The 20,773-nt window shown below is 35.9% G+C and carries 18 protein-coding genes and 5 pseudogenes; 13 read left to right on the top strand and 10 right to left on the bottom strand.

The features are described 5' to 3' along the window. From NSQ40_RS17085 to NSQ40_RS17055, 7 genes and pseudogenes are all read left to right on the top strand, one after another. Window positions 1-1,473 carry an aldehyde dehydrogenase family protein gene (locus NSQ40_RS17085; RefSeq protein WP_097787325.1) on the top strand — a complete coding sequence of 491 codons (1,473 nt, stop codon included), beginning with the start codon at window positions 1-3 and terminating at the stop codon, window positions 1,471-1,473. A gap of 45 nt (window positions 1,474-1,518) precedes the next feature. Continuing rightward, the gene (locus tag NSQ40_RS17080; protein WP_003198911.1) at window positions 1,519-2,937 is read left to right on the top strand and encodes an MATE family efflux transporter; all 1,419 of its coding nucleotides are present in this window, start codon (window positions 1,519-1,521) and stop codon (window positions 2,935-2,937) included. A gap of 45 nt (window positions 2,938-2,982) precedes the next feature. Continuing rightward, window positions 2,983-3,264: a cupin domain-containing protein gene (locus tag NSQ40_RS17075; protein WP_006095502.1), complete on the top strand. Its 282-nt coding sequence runs from the start codon at window positions 2,983-2,985 to the stop codon at window positions 3,262-3,264. 155 nt (window positions 3,265-3,419) lie between these two features. Further along, a pseudogene (locus NSQ40_RS17070) lies at window positions 3,420-3,581 on the top strand (methylmalonate-semialdehyde dehydrogenase); the annotation flags it as partial. 30 nt (window positions 3,582-3,611) lie between these two features. Continuing rightward, on the top strand, window positions 3,612-4,967 hold the full coding sequence (locus tag NSQ40_RS17065) for an aspartate aminotransferase family protein (protein ID WP_003207872.1): 1,356 nt from the start codon (window positions 3,612-3,614) through the stop codon (window positions 4,965-4,967). 107 nt (window positions 4,968-5,074) lie between these two features. Beyond that, window positions 5,075-6,694 carry an amidohydrolase gene (locus NSQ40_RS17060; protein WP_258248615.1) on the top strand — a complete coding sequence of 540 codons (1,620 nt, stop codon included), beginning with the start codon at window positions 5,075-5,077 and terminating at the stop codon, window positions 6,692-6,694. 68 nt (window positions 6,695-6,762) lie between these two features. Then, window positions 6,763-6,900: pseudogene (locus NSQ40_RS17055) on the top strand (hypothetical protein); the annotation flags it as partial. Window positions 6,901-7,120: 220 nt separating this feature from the next. Here the strand turns inward: NSQ40_RS17055 and NSQ40_RS17050 are convergent. The 7 genes and pseudogenes from NSQ40_RS17050 to NSQ40_RS17020 all read right to left on the bottom strand — a co-directional run bounded on the left by NSQ40_RS17050 (window position 7,121) and on the right by NSQ40_RS17020 (window position 11,547). Beyond that, window positions 7,121-7,684 (bottom strand): annotated as a pseudogene (locus NSQ40_RS17050) (RNA 2'-phosphotransferase). After that, window positions 7,677-8,021, bottom strand: coding sequence for a hypothetical protein (locus NSQ40_RS17045; protein ID WP_371398656.1), 345 nt, complete (start codon window positions 8,019-8,021; stop codon window positions 7,677-7,679). The pseudogene NSQ40_RS17050 and the gene NSQ40_RS17045 overlap by 8 nt, the downstream one beginning before the upstream one ends. A 33-nt stretch (window positions 8,022-8,054) precedes the next feature. Then, window positions 8,055-8,588: pseudogene (locus NSQ40_RS17040) on the bottom strand (hypothetical protein); the annotation flags it as partial. 423 nt (window positions 8,589-9,011) lie between these two features. Next, window positions 9,012-9,380 (bottom strand): hypothetical protein, encoded by a 369-nt coding sequence (locus NSQ40_RS17035; protein WP_003198895.1) that lies wholly within the window; start codon window positions 9,378-9,380, stop codon window positions 9,012-9,014. A gap of 397 nt (window positions 9,381-9,777) precedes the next feature. After that, the gene (locus NSQ40_RS17030; RefSeq protein WP_258248614.1) at window positions 9,778-10,116 is read right to left on the bottom strand and encodes a hypothetical protein; all 339 of its coding nucleotides are present in this window, start codon (window positions 10,114-10,116) and stop codon (window positions 9,778-9,780) included. Between the two features lie 24 nt (window positions 10,117-10,140). Beyond that, entirely contained in the window at window positions 10,141-10,434 is a 294-nt protein-coding gene (locus NSQ40_RS17025) for a polymorphic toxin type 50 domain-containing protein (RefSeq protein ID WP_341286134.1), read from the bottom strand. A gap of 321 nt (window positions 10,435-10,755) precedes the next feature. Beyond that, window positions 10,756-11,547 (bottom strand): annotated as a pseudogene (locus NSQ40_RS17020) (arylamine N-acetyltransferase family protein). A gap of 595 nt (window positions 11,548-12,142) precedes the next feature. Here NSQ40_RS17020 and NSQ40_RS17015 point away from each other — a divergent pair. Further along, window positions 12,143-14,044 carry an endonuclease MutS2 gene (locus tag NSQ40_RS17015; RefSeq protein WP_258248613.1) on the top strand — a complete coding sequence of 634 codons (1,902 nt, stop codon included), beginning with the start codon at window positions 12,143-12,145 and terminating at the stop codon, window positions 14,042-14,044. A gap of 6 nt (window positions 14,045-14,050) precedes the next feature. After that, on the top strand, window positions 14,051-14,578 hold the full coding sequence (locus NSQ40_RS17010; RefSeq protein ID WP_003207887.1) for a GNAT family N-acetyltransferase: 528 nt from the start codon (window positions 14,051-14,053) through the stop codon (window positions 14,576-14,578). A 69-nt stretch (window positions 14,579-14,647) separates the two neighbouring features. On the opposite strand, the gene NSQ40_RS17005 is transcribed toward NSQ40_RS17010, so the two are convergent. Further along, on the bottom strand, window positions 14,648-15,613 hold the full coding sequence (locus NSQ40_RS17005) for a quinone oxidoreductase family protein (protein ID WP_258248612.1): 966 nt from the start codon (window positions 15,611-15,613) through the stop codon (window positions 14,648-14,650). Between the two features lie 137 nt (window positions 15,614-15,750). On the opposite strand from NSQ40_RS17005, the gene NSQ40_RS17000 reads away from it, so the two are divergent. After that, window positions 15,751-16,641 carry a LysR family transcriptional regulator gene (locus NSQ40_RS17000; protein ID WP_033796300.1) on the top strand — a complete coding sequence of 297 codons (891 nt, stop codon included), beginning with the start codon at window positions 15,751-15,753 and terminating at the stop codon, window positions 16,639-16,641. Window positions 16,642-16,660: 19 nt separating this feature from the next. Here the strand turns inward: NSQ40_RS17000 and NSQ40_RS16995 are convergent, their stop codons facing one another. Then, window positions 16,661-17,440, bottom strand: a complete 780-nt coding sequence (locus tag NSQ40_RS16995; protein WP_003198876.1) for a DUF817 domain-containing protein — start codon at window positions 17,438-17,440, stop codon at window positions 16,661-16,663. A gap of 333 nt (window positions 17,441-17,773) precedes the next feature. On the opposite strand from NSQ40_RS16995, the gene NSQ40_RS16990 reads away from it, so the two are divergent. Further along, window positions 17,774-18,334 (top strand): GNAT family N-acetyltransferase, encoded by a 561-nt coding sequence (locus NSQ40_RS16990; protein WP_018781577.1) that lies wholly within the window; start codon window positions 17,774-17,776, stop codon window positions 18,332-18,334. Window positions 18,335-18,572: 238 nt separating this feature from the next. Then, complete coding sequence (locus tag NSQ40_RS16985; RefSeq protein ID WP_003198872.1) at window positions 18,573-18,800, top strand: hypothetical protein; 228 nt, start codon at window positions 18,573-18,575, stop codon at window positions 18,798-18,800. Between the two features lie 34 nt (window positions 18,801-18,834). Here the strand turns inward: NSQ40_RS16985 and NSQ40_RS16980 are convergent, their stop codons facing one another. Next, window positions 18,835-20,160 carry an ArsB/NhaD family transporter gene (locus NSQ40_RS16980; RefSeq protein WP_033796301.1) on the bottom strand — a complete coding sequence of 442 codons (1,326 nt, stop codon included), beginning with the start codon at window positions 20,158-20,160 and terminating at the stop codon, window positions 18,835-18,837. Between the two features lie 248 nt (window positions 20,161-20,408). Between NSQ40_RS16980 and NSQ40_RS16975 the strand changes: the two genes are divergently transcribed. Further along, window positions 20,409-20,759 carry a YojF family protein gene (locus NSQ40_RS16975; protein ID WP_000407035.1) on the top strand — a complete coding sequence of 117 codons (351 nt, stop codon included), beginning with the start codon at window positions 20,409-20,411 and terminating at the stop codon, window positions 20,757-20,759. Window positions 20,760-20,773: the final 14 nt, after the last annotated feature.

The raw sequence follows: 20,773 nt of genomic DNA, 5'->3' as shown, positions 1-20,773 counted from the left end.
ATGAAAATTAACATGTTCATTGACGGGAAATGGATAGAAGCGTTATCCGGTGCTAGACGAAACATTATCAATCCTGCAACCGGAGAGGTGATCGCAACGTCTGCTTATGGATCAGCAGACGTTGCGAAGATAGCAATCAAGGCGGCTCGTAAAGCGTTTGACAGCGGAATCTGGTCGGATTTATCGGCTGATGAAAGAGCTGACTATCTCTATAAGATTGCAGACCGTCTTGAAGAGAAGGTAGCTGAAATTGCACGCTTGGAAACTGCAAATAACGGTAAGGTTATTCGTGCAACCACTTATGTGGATATTCCGGTATCGATTCAATGCTTCCGCTACTATGCTGACTTGATCAAAGGCATGAAAAAGGAATCTTACACTCGTGCTGATTCTTCGGAAACAATTATTATTCATGAACCGATTGGTGTTTGTGGACTTATTGTACCTTGGAACTTCCCGCTTATGTTAGCTGTTTGGCAAATTGCTCCTGCACTCGCCGCAGGGAATACAATTGTACTTAAGCCTGCTGATGGCACTCCTGTAAGCGCATTCAAACTTTTTGAAATTATCGAAGAGATTGGGCTTCCGGACGGAGTGGCAAACTTGGTATTGGGACCTGGATCAAAGGTTGGGAATGAGCTTGCCGAGAGCCATGATGTTGACAAGATCGCCTTTACCGGTGGAACAAAAACAGGTCAAAGCATTATGCGCGCAGCTGCGGGCAATATGAAAAAAATCACACTTGAACTGGGTGGTAAATCTCCACTTATTGTGTTCGACGATGTGGATTTTGAAACTGCAGTCGAGAATGCGATGTTTGGTATTTTCCACAATGCTGGGCAAGTTTGTTCAGCTGCATCTCGTTTGCTTGTACAAGAGACCATTTACGATAAGTTTGTTGAAAGATTGGCCGAGCGTGCAAGCAAAATTGTAGTTGGCAACGGGGAAAGCGAGAACATTGAAATGGGAGCCCTCACACACGAGCCTCATATGAATGAAGTTTTACATTACATCAAGAGCGGAATCGAAGAAGGTGCAAAATTAGTTTGTGGTGGTAAGCGCTTAATAGAAAATGGGCTTGATCGAGGATTTTTTATTGCGCCAACGATCTTTGCTGATGTAAATGCGAATATGCGTATTGTTAAGGAAGAGATTTTTGGTCCAGTCCTTGTTGTACAGAAATTTAAAGATGAGGAAGATGCCATCCAAAAAGCGAATGATTCCATTTATGGATTAGCCGGTGCTGTATTTACTGAAGATATGGATCGAGCAAAACGTGTCATTAGTAAATTGCGTGCGGGAATTACTTGGATTAATAGTTATCATCTCGCTTATGTTGAAGGTCCTTGGGGAGGGTATAAGCAAAGTGGAATCGGCAGAGCGTTAGGTGCTGTTGGGCTGGAGCACTTTATGGAAACGAAGCAAATCAATATCCACCAGCATGCCCAGCCTGTAGGTTGGTATGCGAATTAATTGAGCTTAACTTGCTATATAAATTATTTATAAGGGGACATGCTCATGAAAATAGTAGACAACCGTCCGTCATCGAAGATAGAGCAACTAGAAGTAATGAATAAGCCGGCGTATGATTCAGTGCTGGGAACCAAAAGTATTCCGTTACTATATTTACGGTTTGCTTTGGCAGGAATTATGGCTAACGTGATTCTAGGAGTTGTAGCGGTTGTCGATGGGTATTTCGTCAGTGGCTTTCAGGAGCTGGAAATCGAAGGGATCGGAATTGGATTTACGGTCATGGTTATTACCCGTATGCTTGGCGTTCTTTTGGGTGTGGGAGCCGGAGCGGTCATTTCACTTCGACTTGGAAAAGGGAAGATCGAAGAAGCTAGAGGTATTATGGGACAAACTTTATGGTTTACTCTTTTCCTCTCCATTTTGTTAGCTGTACTTGGAGTGGTCTTTGAAAATAATATTATGACCTTATTCGGAGTAAGTAATGAAGCGCTTCCATATGCGGTACAATATAGCCGTCTGCTATGGATTTCATTGCCATTAACGATATTGGCCGTTGTATTAAGTATTTTAACCAATATCGATGAAAAACCTGTATTATCAATGAACAGTTGGTTAGTCGCAGCAGTTGTTGCTGGGATTACAGAATGGATTATGGTAACGAAGTATGACATGGGGATGATGGGTTCCTCATGGGCCAATACGATTTCGCAATCGATCCCTGTTTTCCTAATCTTTTATTTCTGGTTTGGTAAAACAAAACTTAAGCCAAAAATGAAAGATATGATGATTAATCTCAAGACGATCGGTGAAGTGGCTTGGACGGGCTTTGCATCTTTCTCGAGTCAGTTCATGATGTTTATTGCAATTATTTTCTTCAACAACTTACTGCAAAGCTACGGTGGTGGGCTGCACGTTGCCGCTTTCACGATTCAAAACGGTTATATTACAAATCTGCTTGCCTTAGCAGCGCTCGGTGGGATGACAGGACTTCAACCGATCATTAGTTATAATTACGGTGCGGGCAACCTTGATCGTGTTAAACAAGCAATTAAGATGGGACTCATTTTTACGGTTGCCTTCTTTGTGATTGTGACAGCCATACTAATCATTTTTGCAGATCCAATTGTGTCATTTTTTTCCGGTGGTAATCCTGAATTGCAGAAACTGGGTATTTGGACGACAGTTGTATTCAATTCTTTGTTTACGCTTAATGCAGTCAGCTTGCTTATCTCAGGTTATTTCGAATCACAAGAGAGAAACTGGTCCGCAACGTTTATTAGTGTTAGCAAAATACTGTTGTTCATGGTACCGTTTCTATTTATTTTCCCGAAATTCTGGGGTGTAGAAGGTATATGGTACACAGGTCCCGCTGCAGAAATTCCAGGCGTTCTCATTGCCATATACTTTATGAAAAAAGAGCTCAAACGTTTAAAAGATACAAATGGTAAGACAGTACGTTTATAGAACCTATTCCTTCAAAATTACCAATAAGAAAGAGAGAGGATCATCATGTTTTTTGCGAAAAAACTTACAGCAGAAGAAGCACAACAACTAGGTGTTGACACGTGGGAACTATGGGTAGGCGAACCAGATAAAGGAACGTGGCATCTAGAAGAACAGGAGGTTTTCTATGTGACAGACGGTGAAGTGTTTATTACTGTTGATGGAAAAAAGTATCATATTACAAAGGACTGGGTCGTTTCCTTGGCTAAGGACCTTGTCTGTGAATGGGATTGTCCAGTATTTTTGAAAAAGAATTATAAAATGAACCATGAGATCAATCTGAAATAATGTGAAATGAGAAGTGGGCAAATGCTAAGCAGACGACTGCTCCTGCGTATTTAATGGATAAGAAATTCAGAATAGTAAAGCGAAATGGAGATAAAGCCTAATGAACCAAAAAGCCGATATTGTTCTCTCAAGTAATGTTGACGAAATGTAGTGAAATTTATGCAGGTATGCTTGGGGGCAATCTTGGAGTTCCTGCTCTAATGGCATTCTTCCCATTCTCAGGTTATAAGAAATCCTTCTATGGTGATCTCCATGCAAATGGAAAAGATCGCGTAGCATTCTATACTCGCAAGAAAATGCTTACGGCTCGTTATTGAAAGAGTGATGTAAAATCATAAAAGGATAGAATGGAGTTGGTGATTGTGCAAACGACAGAACAAACACAAAATTTGCAAAAAGCAGATGAAAAGTACCTTTGGCATGCAATGAGAGGAGCAGCCCCTAGTCCAACGAATTTAATTATCACAAAAGCAGAAGGGGCATGGGTGACGGATATTGATGGAAACCGTTATTTAGACGGTATGTCCGGTCTTTGGTGCGTGAATGTTGGGTATGGTCGAAAAGAGCTTGCAAGAGCGGCTTTTGAACAGCTTGAAGAAATGCCGTACTTCCCTCTGACACAAAGTCATGTTCCTGCCATTAAATTAGCAGAAAAATTGAATGAATGGCTTGGTGACGAATACGTCATTTTCTTTTCTAACAGTGGATCGGAAGCGAATGAAACAGCGTTTAAAATTGCTCGTCAATATCATCAGCAAAAAGGTGATCATGGACGCTATAAGTTTATTTCACGCTATCGCGCTTACCACGGTAATTCAATGGGGGCTCTTGCAGCAACAGGTCAAGCACAACGAAAGTACAAATATGAACCATTGGGGCAAGGATTTCTGCATGTAGCACCGCCTGATACGTATCGCAATCCAGATGATGTTCATACACTGGCAAGTGCTGATGAAATTGATCGTGTCATGACATGGGAGTTAAGCCAAACAGTAGCCGGCGTGATTATGGAGCCAATTATTACCGGGGGCGGAATTTTAATGCCTCCTGATGGATATATGGCAAAAGTAAAAGAAATTTGTGAGAAGCACGGTGCGTTGCTCATTTGTGATGAAGTTATATGTGGATTTGGCCGGACAGGGAAGCCGTTTGGATTTATGAACTATGGCGTCAAACCAGATATCATTACAATGGCAAAAGGTATTACAAGTGCGTATCTTCCTTTGTCAGCAACAGCAGTCAGACGAGAGGTTTATGAGGCATACATAGGCAGTGAAGATTATGATCGCTTCCGCCATGTGAATACGTTCGGAGGAAATCCTGCTGCTTGCGCCTTGGCTTTGAAGAATTTAGAAATTATGGAGAATGAGAAACTCATTGAACGTTCCAAAGAATTGGGTGAACGACTGTTATATGAACTAGAGGATGTAAAAGAGCATCCAAACGTAGGAGATGTTCGCGGAAAAGGCCTTCTTTTAGGTATTGAACTAGTGGAAGATAAGCAAATAAAAGAACCGGCTGCCATTGAAAAGGTGAACAAAGTCATCAATGCTTGTAAAGAAAAAGGTCTAATTATTGGTAAAAATGGTGATACTGTTGCAGGTTACAATAATATTTTGCAGCTTGCTCCTCCATTAAGCATCACAGAAGAAGACTTTACTTTTATTGTTAAAACAATTAAAGAATGTTTATCTCAACTTTAACTAATTATTGATAAATCTTGTTAAAAAGCGGAATAGCATATCGAGAGATATAGCTTTAAATACTGAACGAATCACTCTAAAAGAGTAATTCCGAAAGGGCTGAGTTTATGAAAGCTGATGTTGTATTGATAAATGGAGAAGTTATTACAGTAGACCAAAAGAATACAGTAGTCGAAGCTGTAGCAATAAAAGATAATCGTATCGTAGTTGTTGGTTCAAATCAGGAGGTTAAGAGTTTTATAGGAGAAAAAACGGATGTAATTGACCTGCAAGGAAAAACGCTTCTTCCTGGATTCATTGATTCTCATATTCACCTCATTTCTCATGGGGTGAATCAGTTGGCGGTAAGTTGTAAAGCTGAACATATTGATTCTATCGAGGCTTTGTTAGATGACCTGAAAGAGAAAGCCTTAGAAACGCCTAAAGGTGAATGGATACGTGCCTGGGGCTTTAATGAAACCGCTGTGAAGGAAAAGCGTTATCCAACAATCGCTGAGCTGGATGAAATTTCAGTTGAACACCCGATTATTGTATCCCGTACTTGCAGCCATATAAGTGTGGTGAACAGCAAAGCATTAGAAATTGCGCAAATTAACGAGAACACACCGGATTCTAATGGGGGAGTTATTGAAAAGAATCAGGCAGGAAGGCTTACAGGAAAGTTAATTGAAGCAGCAAATATGGGGATGAGCGAGGTTGCAAGTTATACAGAAAGTGAACTGATGAAGGCTGTGAAAATTGCATCAGATCATTTCGTTGCAGCGGGCATAACAAGTATACATGAGGCAGGTGGATATGGCCCTGAGAGTTACCGTTTACTACAACAAGCTGTGAAGAGTAAGGATATTCGTGTCCGAATATATGCAATGATATGTCAGTTAAATAACTCCCATGAATTTGTTAATAAAATGGTCGAAGCTGGTGTGGTAACTGGTACCGGAGATGAGAGATTCAAAGTTGGACCAGCTAAATTGTTTACTGATGGAAGTAGCACCGGGCCGACAATTGCAACCCGTGAGTCGTACTCCAGTGACTCTAACAATTATGGCATTCTTTATTATAGTGAGGAAGAAATCTACCAGGTTTTAGGTGAAGCACATAAAAAAGGCTATCAAATCACTGTACATGCACAAGGTGATAAAGCCATTGAAATGTATTTAAATTGTGTAGAAAAGGCGTTGGAGGAATCACCAAGAAAAAACCACCGTCATCGGATTGAGCACGCGGGAATTTCTTCACCAGATTTACAAGAGAGAATGAAAAAACTCGAGGTGGTTCCTATTCCAAATCCTCCATTTCCATATGAATTCGGAGAGATATATGTCCAACACTATGGTGATCGTGTTAATCACATGTACGCTGTTCGTGATTTTATTGATCGTGGCATCATGGCAGCAGGTGGATCGGACGCGCCAGTTACTGACTATAATCCTTTATTAGGAATTCATGTTGCTGTCAATAGAAAAAGCCAGTCTGGAATGGAGTTTGGTACTAATCAATCTATAAGCGTAATGGAAGCTATTAAACTATACACCTGGAATGGCGCTTATGCGAGTTTTGAAGAAGAGATAAAAGGAAGCATAGAGGTTGGAAAGTTGGCGGATTTAGTTATATTAAATGACAGCATTTTAAGTGTCAACCCAAACCAAATTAAAGATTTAAAAGTAGAAACAACTATTATTGATGGTGAAATTATCTATCAAGAAGAACAATCAGTGAAAGTTTAATATAGCATAGTTCACTATATCATAGTTTGCATACCACGTAATCCTTGTAATGTTACGTGGTGTTTGTTGGAACTGTAGATGCAGGATTAGGATTTACAATCGATGAAAAGGTAACTGTTAATGGATCACCACAGTACAAAGTACAAAATAGCAAGGGCAAAACATACTATGTAACTGCAAGTGAAGCTTATGTATATGTGAAGTAAGAGTTGCAAAGGAGCATCCCCTTAAATAATAATTTTTAATTTAAATCAACAAAAGAGACCTCACATTTGAGGTCTCTATTATTGATTATTCTCCATCTGTACTTTCTCTTCACTTACTCCAGGCCAGGTAACATGGTTCATTGAAATATACAATCCTAAAGAAGACTTGTTCCTCAAAAAGTTCTTTTCTTGCCCTCAGAATCTAGCAAAATAGACTAAATCAATTCTTATAAATTGCGATAAATTCACTAGGAATCTTATCTGCTAACCAAACTTTTTCATTTCCTAAATAGAACTTAATATTTTTCTCTCGATCTTTTCCGATATCTACCATCAAAATAATGGGATGATTGTCTTTCCTTTTTCCTACTAAGGTTGCAGTTTCAACATCTTCAGAAAGATGAACATACTGTCGAGACATAGGAGATAAGCCATTCGATTCAATAGAATTTATAAATCGAGAAGAAGTTCCATGATAAAGGTATCTGGGTGGTATAGCTTCTTCTTTTACTATTTTCATGGGAATAGAGTGTCCATAGTCCATACATCGCACGGATTTTATTTCCTTTTATCTCATGTCTCTTTTTTTTGATTTTTCTATCATCATTTTCAAGTCATCTAAATTTACATTTTTCCATACATTTGACTGACGAAGAGCATTTAGTAATTGGTCTATAGAGACCCACCCATTCTCATCTAACTCTAATTCATATTCCCACGGCGCATGACGCAAAGCATATGAAAATTCTTTACTTAAATTTGTATAGAATTTTTCTTCACTCAATTTCTTCACTCCGATTATAAGAAATCATCTCGTTTACAGCACATTCAACCCACTCCCAAAAGTCATCAAATTCTTTTCTTTGTTCAAAACCTTCAGAAGCAAAATCATGAATAAGTTGAACTTTACTTCCTTTGCCAATTTCAAAACATGCAGTATCATCATTATCAACTCTTTTAGCAAAAGGAATCAACTTACGATTAGGATATCTTTTCTTCATACCATAGTATATGTTAGTGGCCTGTTCTGATTCCATTAAAAACCATATATCAAAATTAACTAAATCTAATTCAACTAATCTTTCATAAGATTCAGGGTATTTACAAATAGATTCATCCATATGAAAATTTTTCATAGTTACCACCATTTCTTTCTACTTCATTTTTTCTAGGTCATACGATCCCATTGGATTATTATTTCTAAAACTTGCTTTTTGTTTTTGTATTCTTAAATCTAAAGATTCTCCCCATGTCTTAGGCACATCTTTAGGAGTTGTAAATCTACCAACCATATCTGCTGGAAGAGGGTCGCTATAATTTCTAATAGTTGCTTGAACTTCTATTCCAGCCTCTCTAGATGCAGCAACCCTTGTATTATCAATAGTCGTAAGATTGCCATCTGGCATTCTAATAAAATCAATTGGATCACCTTTCCAGCCATTCGATTTCATACTAGCAATAATCTCTTCTGAACCATTTACAGAAGTTTGACTGAATCTAATTTCTGAAGGATTAACATTCCTAACATTCCTATTAAGTCCGCTGATTTTCTTACTAGTATTATCCATCCCCTTAGTAACATTTCCTTCTTTATCAAGCCTATCAGTATCTTTAACTTTATTAGCACGCCTACCAGAAGACGAAGAAGACTGGAATTTTTGAAGAGTATCAATACTATTTTGAATTGTATTATATCAAATGAATCCACCATGTGTAATTTTGTTCTTTTCAAGTGATTACTGTAATTGGAGATTGGCGAGTGCTACCTTCCATAATTACTGGCGAAGGAGAGGGGAAGGGCACTTTTGTATTAGAAGAAGAACATGTGAAAGAAGAGAAGGGAACGTATAAGTATAATATTTCTCAAGGTATCTAACGCAAAAACAGAGGTAGGATAGCCTCTCTTGCTTTTATAATACTTTAAAAATTAGTTCACTTATAAAAAAGTGATGTAGGGGAAGGAGATGAGAAACAATGTTGATTATTCTTTATCTGTAACTTTCTCTTCACTTACTCCAGGCCAGGTAACATGGTTCATTGAAATATACAATCTTAAAGAAGACTTGTTCTTCAAAAAGTTCTTTTCTTGCCCTCAGAATCTAGCAAAATAGCTAGTCAAAAGATAATTGTAATCTATCAACTTGTAAATAGACATATTGCCCCTCTAAATATTTGTAGTCTTCAAGTAAATCACTAGTTATAAAGAAACCAACATCTAAAACATTATTTTCTAACATTTTTCCAAAAAGAATATAACTTCCATTAGCAATATTTTCTATTTTAAAAAATTTATCTTCTTTTTGCGTTTCTACTGTCAAAGCGTCATTCACAAATATATCTATCTCAGCTTCATATTCTTTATTTACAACAACTTCTTGAGGTGAAGCATTAAAACCTGTTACTTTTTGATTATTTACTAAAAAGTCTATTTCTTCTTCAATAATTGAATCAATTCTACATATCAATATCTTATTTTTCATTTTTTGACCTCTATTCTACTGGATTGATAACAGGGATATTTTTACTATTATCCACCATTTTCCGAAAAAAGCTTTTCCGCTTTCTACATGGTATGTTGTAATTTCCCCTAAATTATTAGTTCCTACAAACTCAAATTTAGCATAACTTTAGCTTCTTGCTCTTTAAAGCCATTTTCTTTTCAATTTCAGCTTCACGAGATTTGTCATTATCGTGTTTAAAGTATAAGTCAAGTAATAAGTTTTTTAGGCACTGCAATTAATCTCGTACGTTTGTTATCTTCGTGGTCTTCTAATTCAAATATCGATTTACATTTCATTTAACTATAAAACTTTTTATAACTATAAAAAACCTTAAAAGGCTAAAAGCCGATCAAGGTCAAAGTTTAAATAGCGACTATTATTTATATATTTTCCTTTCCCATACTCTCTTTCCATCAGCTAAAAATACTGCACTTGGTGGATCATCATAGAGGGAAATTTCAACCAATGAACCTTTCTCTTGTATTAACCAATTATATACACTGTCTGGGTTAGTAGTAGGATGGGATAAAATACTATTTACTTTAAATGCAGCTGCATCGTATTCTGTATAATTTATATCATCATCATCTAATCCATTGTCTGTTTCAAAAACTGTATCGAGTTCGCCAATTATCCTCAATCCACTTTTCCATTCTAGTATCATTTCACTATCTTCATATTTTATTAATGTTCCTATTAAAGAATCATATCCCATGTGCATCCTCTTTTCTTATATATTTTATGGTCTTGCTGGTACTATATGAGCACCGTCTTTTCCGTAATGAATCATTCCTCTAGTAGTCTCAAGGTATTGACCAGTATCGCGATCATAGTATTTCCCAATTGGTTTATCAAAGTCTACTCTTTCTTTTTTACCGTCTGGTAGTAGTTGACCTTTCCCGGCAAACTTATCAAGCAATTCTTGTGCTGTTTTATTATCACCATAGAAGATACTTTTGTTTTTTCCATTTGCAACCTCTTGTTTGTAGTTAGGTGCATTAGGAATATGTTTTTCTTGAGCCCCAGCGTTCACTTTTATTGGGTAACCATTTACTTCACGGTATGGACCTTTAGGTACAGAATTTTTTCCATAAGAAGGTAATAGAAGAAATATAAAAAAGTGCTAACAAGTTTGCAAACGAACTTGCTAACACTTATACGAAATAGATATAAAATATCGCTGATATGTCACTTGGTAAATTGATAATAATTAAATAGATAAAACGAATAAACATTCCTTAGAAAGCAAGACTTAGTATATTCTATATAACTATGAAATACAATAAATTGCAAAGACTCTCTGCTCCACGATAAAAAGTCTTGCCAGAAGCGACAAGACTTTTAAATTTGTAAACTATAATTGTATACCAAATGTTGCGTACAATAGGTCTGCATATTGCTCTTTTGTAATCTCTTCTTTACTCTGTTTTCCTTGCTTTGTTACTGTAAAACGATCTTTTGTTAGAGTAGCATGCCCATCAGAAGTTAGTTTTACGGTGAGAGGTACTTTATTAAAAGGAGAGTCTGTATGTTCTACAATTGTTTTTTGTGCTTCATTTAATTTTCTTTCATCAACTGCCTCTATATAAAATGCGTAACCTAATGTCCAATCTTGAGAAGAATCCTGATTTAGAAATTCATTATTTTTTTTCATCTCTAAAATATAGTTTCCCTTTGTAGTTGTTTCTCTTCGAATGCGATAGTCCCCAGTAACGGAATGAACAATCTCACCGGTAAAAGGAACAGGTGACAGTGGAAGGTTTGAACCGAAACCGACTTCAATTAAATAAAATTCAGTATTATGTTTTAAAACAGTTGCCACATGCCCTGAATCAACAGCCCAAGTATTAGAAGCGGCATGATAAACTGTTCCTGATACTAAGTGAACATCAAAACCGCAATCTTTAAGGAAGTAATACATCGTTGGATTTAATTCGTAACAAAGGACACCGCGGTTATGAACTCAAATTTTTTCTTGAAGATTTTCTTTTGATATTTCTTTCACTGTTCCTTGAATAATATCCAAATTTTCAAATGGAACTGCTTGAGCCATTGCATGAAGGATTTCGTTTAAATTTTCAAATGAAATGGACTCTCTTTCTTGTATATTTAATCTGGAAAAGAATTGCTTTTGTAGTTCTGTCATGTGAATCGCTCCTTATCCATTTTACTTATATAATTGTATCGAATGTTGAATAAGAAAACATCCCTAATACGTTGAATAAATAATCCACATATATACTTACGACTAAAGTATAATAAGAAGAATATTGTAAAGTATGGAACCTTTACTTCTGTCGTAACATATAGTATGATAATTTCAATAAATTAGATTTCAATGAACATAATTATAAATTAATGAGAGGTGCTTTTTGTGAGTGCGGTAGGTTCTAAATAGGAAAAAATTGAATGAAATAAATCTAATGAGAACAGGGGATTTTTATATACTTCTAACCCCTAACTTTGTCATGGATTTATTTCAAATAACCTATGAAGATACCTACAATACTTTATAAAGCGTGTAATGATTATGGGATAGCCATATGTTTTTTTGAGATGGTTTTATTTCCTTATATATTGCACAGGCCTTGTAAATGTAAAAAGCTGCGGTATCTACGCAGCTTTTTTGTGTTTATTTTTATCACATGAAAGTTATATTTAATTAAATATATCTCATTGAAATCTAATGGGTAGGTATCTTCATTTTTGATGTGAGTAAATCATAGTGAGGAGAATAGAAATTGAATAAGATGACCTTTGAAAAGTTGCAATATAATGAGTTAAAGGAAATAGTTAAATCATATTGCGTAAGTGGATTAGGAAAACAGTTGTTAAATAAATTGGAGCCAAGTACAAGTATAAAAGTAGTGAAAAATCGTTTGAATGAAACAACGGAAGCACGTGCGATATTGGATGCAGAAGGGCATGTTCCTTTTTTCGGAATTTCTAATATCGATAGTACAATTCAAAAATTGGAAAAGGGAATGATTTTAGATCCAACCGAGCTAGTTAGTGTATCAGACTTTTTACGAGGGTGTCGAAAGGTTAAAAAGTTTATGCTGGATAAAGAATTTTTTGCACCAGTACTAGCATCATATGCGAATTCAATGTCTGAATTCAAAAGTGTAGAAGAAGAAATTAATTTTTCAATTAAAGGAAATAGTATTGATTCTGCTGCAAGCAAAGAATTAAAACGAATACGAAATAATATCGACTCCGTAGAGGGGAAAATTAAGGAACGTTTAAGCAAATTTTTAAATAGTAGTGCAAATAAGAAATATATTCAAGAGTTCTTCATTAGTAAAAAAGACGATCGATATACGATTCCAGTGAAAGCTTCCTATAAAAATCAAGTTGCTGGAACAATTGTTGAAGTTTCTTCTAAAGGCTCTACCGTTTTTATAGAGCCAAATACAGTTACAAAGTTAAACGTGGAACTAGCAAGTTTAAAAGCTGAAGAAGCGATGGAAGAATATCAAATATTAGCCACTTTATCTGGAATGATCTTAGAGGACATTTATAACATTGAGATTAATATGGAGCTGATTAGTCAATATGATATGGTGTTTGCAAAAGCGAAATTTAGTAAACATATTGGTGGGATAGAGCCGAAATTAAATGATTATGGGTATGTAAAGTTAGTTCATTGCAAACACCCATTATTAGCAGGTGAAGTTGTACCACTTCACTTTGAAATTGGACCAAATTACCGAAGCTTAATTATTACAGGGCCAAATGCTGGAGGGAAAACGATTGTTTTGAAAACAATTGGATTATTAACATTGGCGACAATGTCAGGATTGCACATCGCTGGAGACAAGGAAACGGAAATTGCTGTTTTTGAAAATATATTTGTAGACATTGGCGATAATCAAAGTATAGAAAATGCGCTAAGTACATTTTCATCTCATATGAAAAACCTTTCAGAAATCATGAGAGTATCAAATAATAATACGCTTCTACTATTTGATGAAATAGGCAGCGGTACGGAACCGAATGAAGGAGCGGCACTTGCGATTTCTATTTTAGAAGAATTTTATCATATGGGTTGTACGACTGTTGCAACTACTCATTATGGTGAAATTAAACGCTTTTCAGAAATGCACAGTGACTTTATGAATGCGGCGATGCAATTTAATAGTGAAACATTGGAACCGATGTATAAGTTAATGATAGGGAAATCAGGAGAGAGTAATGCTCTATGGATTTCTAGAAAAATGAACGTGCGAGAAAACGTACTGCAAAGAGCGAAAGGCTATATGGAAAATAAAGAGTACCGCTTAGAGCGAGTGAATGAAAGTAGACTGAGAAAGCCTAAGATTGTCAAAGAGAAAGCAGAAGAGAAGGATGAATATAAAAAAGGGGACCGTGTGAAATTATTAGACTATGATGACTTTGGAATTGTATATAAAGAAAAAGACAATTTCTTCAATATCGTTGTGTTTTATAATGCCCAATTCATTGAAGTAAACGTTAAGCGAATTTCTTTAGAAGTACAGGCAAAGGAATTATATCCAGAAGGGTATGATTTAGACACATTGTTTGTGGATTATAAAGAACGGAAAATGCAGCATGACATAGAGCGAGGATCGAAAAAAGCGCTGCGAAAAATTCAAAAAGAAATAAGAAAGAATAGAGGATAAGATGCTGTGAATATAAAGATTAGACAAGAACTTGAGAAAGATTATAACGGGGCAGAAGAGGTTGTAAAACAAGCATTTTTAAATGAAGCATTTAGCGATCAGAAAGAGCACGAACTTGTAAATCGTATCAGAAAATGTGATACGTTTATTCCAGAGTTATCATTAGTGGCGGTAGATAAGGAAGTTATTGGTCACGTTCTATTATCTAAAGTTAAAATAGTAGATGGTGATACATCTGTAGAGTCGTTAGCTCTTGCTCCAGTATCTGTTGTACCGGACTGCCAGAAAAAGGGAATTGGAAGTCTGTTGATTTCTCATGTATTAAGAAAAGCAAAAGAGCTTGGGTATCATTCTGTAATTGTGTTGGGGCATAAAGATTATTATCCGAAATTCGGTTTTAAACCAGCTAGCATATGGAATATATGTGCGCCATTTGAGGTGCCAGACGAGGTGTTTATGGCAATGGAATTAACGGAGAATGCTCTTCAAAATATACAAGGGATAGTACAATATTCGGAAGCCTTTTCTGAATAGAACGGATAAAAGATAGCTAGAAGAAACCTTCTAGCTATCTTTTTTATTCTGATTTTCAAGTGAAAATTATCATGGTATCAATAAAATTTTCCCTCTACTTTTTCGACTTTCCAATAATCGATGTGCTTCAGCACCGTTTTCTAAAGCGAAAGTTGTTGGAGTTTGGATATTTAATTTTCCAGCAGTAATCCAAGCAAATAGTTGGCTTGAACGGTTTTTGCGTTCTTCATACGTTGTGAGTACGTTCCAAAGATCTCCGCCAGTCAATGTTTTTGAAGTATCCATCAACATTCGCGGATCAACAGGAGCAGGATCACCACCGGCCATTCCGTAAAATACGACGGTACCACCGATTTTTGTGGCTTTAAAGCTTTCTTCTAATGTAGAACCTATTGATTCGTACACAACATCTACACCATGTCTTTTTGTGACTTGTAGTATTTCTTCATGCCATGATTCTGAATATAAAAATACGCGGTCCGCTCCAGCTGAATAGGCTGCTTCTGCTTTTTCTTTAGATGAAGTAAGGCCAATTACTTGCGCATCTCTCATTTTTATCATTTGAATGAGAAGTTGACCAACTCCTCCAGCAGCCGCGTGAACTAAAACAAAATCACCAGCTTTTACTTTATAGCTGTCTTGTGTTAAGTAATGCGCTGTTAACCCTTGTAATAAAACGGAAGACGCTGTCTCAAAGGAAATAGAGTTTGGGAGTGGAATCGCTTTTTCTTTTGGAACAGCTACTAACTCTGCATTTGCGAATGGTACATCAGCAAATGCAATGCGGTCTCCGATAGTAACATCGGTAACTTCAGCACCAATTTGCTCTACAATTCCTGAGCCTTCATACCCTAATATATAAGGTGGTTTACCAGCGAGATGATAGTCACCTCTACGTCTATATATATCAGCAAAATTTAAGCCGATTGCTTTTGTGCGAACAAGAATTTCAGTTGGATTTATAATTGGGTCTGACACTTCTTGATATTTTAATACATCAGCATTTCCGAATTCCTTGAAACAAAGTGCTTTCATATGGAATACCTCCAATTTGTAAGATGCATGAATATTGTTTGTTAATGGTTCTTATCATACAATACATATATCAATAGGAAAAGAAGATTATTTCGATGAAATCAATTGGAAATATCGATTGAAAAGAGGGAATGATATTGGAAATAAAACAATTAATTACATTTAAAACCGCTGCGGAAAATTTGAATTTCACGCAGACTGCAAAGAAATTAAATTTTGCTCAATCGAGTGTGACTGCTCAAATAAAAGCATTGGAAGCTGAGCTTGGCACACCACTATTCGAACGATTGGGGAAACGTCTCTTTTTGACTGAAGCGGGAAGAAAGTTTCAACTATATGCGGATAAAATGATTGCGTTAAGTCATGAAGCAAAAATGGCTCTGAAAGGTGATGAAGAAATATCCGGTACGCTAGTTATTGGTGCTCAAGAAAGTCAATGTACATATAGGCTTCCTTCAATTTTAAAAGAGTTTAAGACGCAATTTCCTCAAATAAAACTTATATTTAAGCCTGCTCATTCGAATGAAGATGTGAAGGAGCAACTGATGGAAGGAAAATTAGATTTAGCCTTTATTTTAGATGAATGTAAGGCAGAAGATGCTTTACATGTAGAGTCGTTGGTTCGAGAAAAATTAAAAATAGTAGTATTTCCTAATCATCCTTTACTTGAGAAATCTATAATTTCTACAAAGGATTTTGAAAGTGAAACACTTTTATTAACAGAGCTTGGTTGTTCCTATCGTACTATATTTGAAGAACTATTCCGTGCAGAAGACGTATATCCTGCAAACAAAATTGAGTTTGTTAGTGTGGAAGCAATTAAGCAATGTGTAATTGCGGGCTTAGGCATAGCAATTTTACCAGCAATGGTAGTAGAAAAAGATATACAACAGGGTACAATGAAAGAGTTAGTCTTAGAGAATACAATTTCTCCTATTTTTACACAAATTGCTTGGCATAAAGATAAATGGATCACTGCGCCATTACAGCAATTTATAGAGGTAACAAGAGTGTCAATAGAAAAGTAAAATAGAACAAGCCAACTTTCTATATGGAAGTTGGCTTGTTTTTATGTTCTTTCAAATGTTTAAGCTGAGCGACAATCATGATGCTAATGACAACGAGTAAAAACCATGAACTAATCTTTCCAATGTGAACAAGGCTCCACGCTTCTCGTTGATTTGGGTATTGCCATGCTCCGAAGAAAGTAGCGATGTTTTCTGCAATCCAAATAAAAAATCCAATAAGGAAAAACGAGAGAACAAGCGGCATTGTATATGTAACGTTCTGCACTGAAAATTGAACAAACGTTCGAAAGAAAACAATAAATAAAAGGGCAGTTAAAACCCAGCGAAAGTCATATACAAAATGGTGTGTAAAAAAATTCAAATAGATCATAGCCCCTAAAGGTACAGTCCACATCGCCTTGGGCCACCTATGCATTTGCAAATGCAACCTTCTCCATGCTTGGCATATATAACTAGCAACACTAGCATACATAAATCCGCTATAAAGTGGGACACCAAAGATTTTTGAATATGCTTCTTCAGGGTAACTCCATGAACCGAAGTGAACTTTATATATTTCTAGTAGGAGCCCGATGAGATGGAAAACAGCAATTACTTTCAGCTCATCTTTTGTTTCCATACCCGTTTTGTACATGATGTATTGCATAAGAAGGCATACGATAAGGATAAAATCATAACGATAGAGTCCTGGGATTGAAATGAATTTTGACAGAGCAAGTGTTACAAAAATAACGACAGGGAAAATACAAGATAAAGCTTGTTGATAAGCAAAGAAAAGAAGTTGTTTGATATAAAACATTGTTTCTCCTTTCTTACATGTGAGTTAGTTTTCTGAAAAAACAGGATGGAAACTTACTATACTATAAATCTTTAGAATAAAAAGTCAATAGTTAAAAATACAAGGATAAAGTAGTGAATATTAATCATACATCCATCAAGGGAAGAACTAAAAAGTAAGTTGAATGAATAATCCGAAAAGTATAAAATGAATGTAATCATATGAAAAGGAGCTGTGCCAATGTTATCGCTTATTGTAAATATCCCATCATTACTGAAGACTATGGAACAAGGGGATAGATAGTCCTGATAAACTACAGAGCTATCCCCATAATTGAAAAGGGGGATTTTTGAAATGAATACGAAATTGAACAATCTTTTTCTAGGTGAAAATATTAAGTTATCAGCAATCAGAGCTGAAGATATTGAACAAATGGCTATTTGGCAAGAGGATAGTGAGTATTTAAGAAATGTAGATACGGATATAGCGATTCTACAATCTTTACATGAAATAAAGGAAAATGAGCTATTAATAGGAAGAAAGTCAAATAGTGTTTCTTTTATGCTAAGAACGATTCAAGATGATAGTTTAATTGGCTTTGTGGCACTTCATAGCATAGAGTGGAATAATAGAGCTGGCTTGCTAGCAATTGGTATAGGTGATAAAAATTATCGAGGTAAGGGATATGGTACGGAAGGATTACGCCTTATTCTGAAATATGCTTTTTACGAATTAAACTTACATCGTGTAGGTCTCGATGTTATTTCATATAATAAATCGGCAATTGAAGTATATAAAAAGGTTGGATTTAAGGTGGAGGGAAGTATGAGAGAAGCTGTTCAGCGAGATGGGAAGAGCTTTGATCGCATCATAATGGGTATATTGCGAAATGAATGGATAGCCATGCTAGAATAATTTATCCCGCTATTTGCGGGATAGTAATTAGTGGGGGAAGAAAGAAACCTTACTGATTAAAGTTTCAATTTTTTCATAGCATATGGTGTTGTAACATATAAAATTAACCAATTGATGTTTATTATGAATGAAAATATTGCTATAAATACATTCAATAACATGCATGTGTTTTGCAGGGTAAAGAATAATTCGTGCCGAAATTTTACAGTATATGGATTGGAATAAGGAGTCGTGTCAGATGAATTTAGAAAAACCAAAACCAGTAAATGAAGAGATAGCCGAATTAAAAGAACTTGTAAAAGAATTACATGGTAGTGTACATCAGCTACAAAGTGAAGTTCAGCAGCTTAGGCATGAAAAGCCGGTTGTTGAAGTAAGAAAAGGGGTTCAATTATCACCAACAATCGTTGGACAAATTGGTGGTATGATTTTAGGTGCATTGGCAATCATTGGGATATTTTGGTGATTAAAAGGTTTGCAGCAAATTGCTGCAAACCTTTTTACATTAAATAACGTAAATATATATAAGCATGTGATAATAATAATGCAATGATTGTTAAGGGTAAGCCAATTTTTAAGAAATCAAGGTAAGAAAATCCGTGTCCTTCGCGGTTAGCAATACCGGCAACAACTACGTTTGCAGAAGCACCAATTAACGTTCCGTTTCCTCCTAAGCAAGCGCCAAGTGATAATGCCCACCATAGTACTTCGATTTGAGGAGAATCAACAGAAAGTCCAAGTCCTGATGCTAAATCTTGAATCAGTGGAATCATCGTTGCGACAAATGGAATATTATCAATAGTAGCTGATGCTGCCCCTGATACCCATAAGATAAGAATCGCTGCAAAACCGATATCACCATTTGTTACATCGATTACTTCTTTAGCAAGTGATGAAATCAGACCGATATCAATTAATCCGCCAACAAGAATAAACAATCCAGCAAAGAAGAAGATCGTTACCCATTCTACATGAGCAAATACATCTTCTAATTCATGTTGTTTCACGCCAATTAGCATGAGGAGCGTTGCACCGGTCATCGCGATAACTGCCGCATCTACATGAATAATCGAATGAAGAACAAACCCGAGAATTGTCAAACCTAAAATGGAAAGAGATTTTAGGAGTAAGCTTCGGTCACGAATATAATCTTTTTCATTTAGTGCCATAAGCTTGGCAATTTGTTCAGATGTTGTTTTTAATTTGTTACGATACATAAGATAAATAATGCCTAATGTAACAATAGAAATGATAAGTACAATTGGCGTTAAATTAAGTAAAAAGGCATTAAAATCTAAGTGTTTATTAGCGGACCCAATCATTATGTTTGGAGGATCACCAATTAATGTCGCAGTACCACCAATATTTGAAAATAATACTTCAGAAATCAAATAAGGAACAGGTTGTACCTTTAAAATGCGCGTGATCGATAGTGTAACAGGAACGATTAATAATACGGTTGTTACATTATCTAAAAATGCAGAGCCGACTGCGGTTAATAGAGATAAAAATAATAAAATTCGAATCGGTTTTCCACCGGCTGCTTTTGCTGCTTTAATGGCTACATATTCAAATACACCAGATTGACTCGTAATATGTACGAGAATCATCATTCCAATTAAAAGGGTAATGGTTTCCCATTGGATATGCGATGTAAAGGCAGTATGTAAGTCTACAATGCCAAAAATAATCATTATGGCAGCACCCAGCAGTGCAATTACAGCACGGTTCAATTTCTCAGAAATAATAAATCCGTATGTTACTAAAAATACGGCGATTGCAAAATAATATTGCCAATTTGCTACTTCATGTGCTGAATGTTCCAACATGTCACCTTCTTTAAAATATGTATTAAATTGTCGAAATATATCCCTCCGCATAAGCTCTATTGTAGCAAATTCAAAAAAGAAAGAAAACTATTTATGGATAGTGAGGGAATAGTGAAATTTCATATCTCGTATTAAAAATTAAAAAATAAAATACAAATTATTATGCAAAGTAAGTAATGTCCTCTATTATAGAGATAGCAATTTACATTGCTTTTGCGTAAAATGGTTTAAAGAGGTGAAATCCGATGGAAATAGTAAAAGATAGTGCTGTTATTCAACATGAAATCGAACGTTTTGTAAATAAAGATGTATATATTCATTTAGAAACGACAAATGGAGCATACGCTTCACATTTTAATGAAAAAATGATGACAGTCGGAGCGTTCATTCGAAATGCGATTATTCGTTTTGAACGAGGGAAAATAACAGGAACAAATCCATACCGAGTTGGTCTCAAAATGGACCATGGCTGGGTATATGCTGAAGGTATTACGCATTGGGAAGTAGACGAGCAAGATCGTCTGTTACTAGCGGGACATGATAATAAAGGGCGCTTAGCTGTAGCACTTGAGTTAAGCTTAACACCATTTAAATAAAAAGGAGGGGAAAG

Origin of the sequence: Bacillus sp. FSL K6-6038 (genome assembly GCF_038050455.1) — a bacterium.
Classification (GTDB): domain Bacteria; phylum Bacillota; class Bacilli; order Bacillales; family Bacillaceae_G; genus Bacillus_A; species Bacillus_A pseudomycoides.
This window is presented reverse-complemented; position numbering and strand designations above follow the sequence as displayed.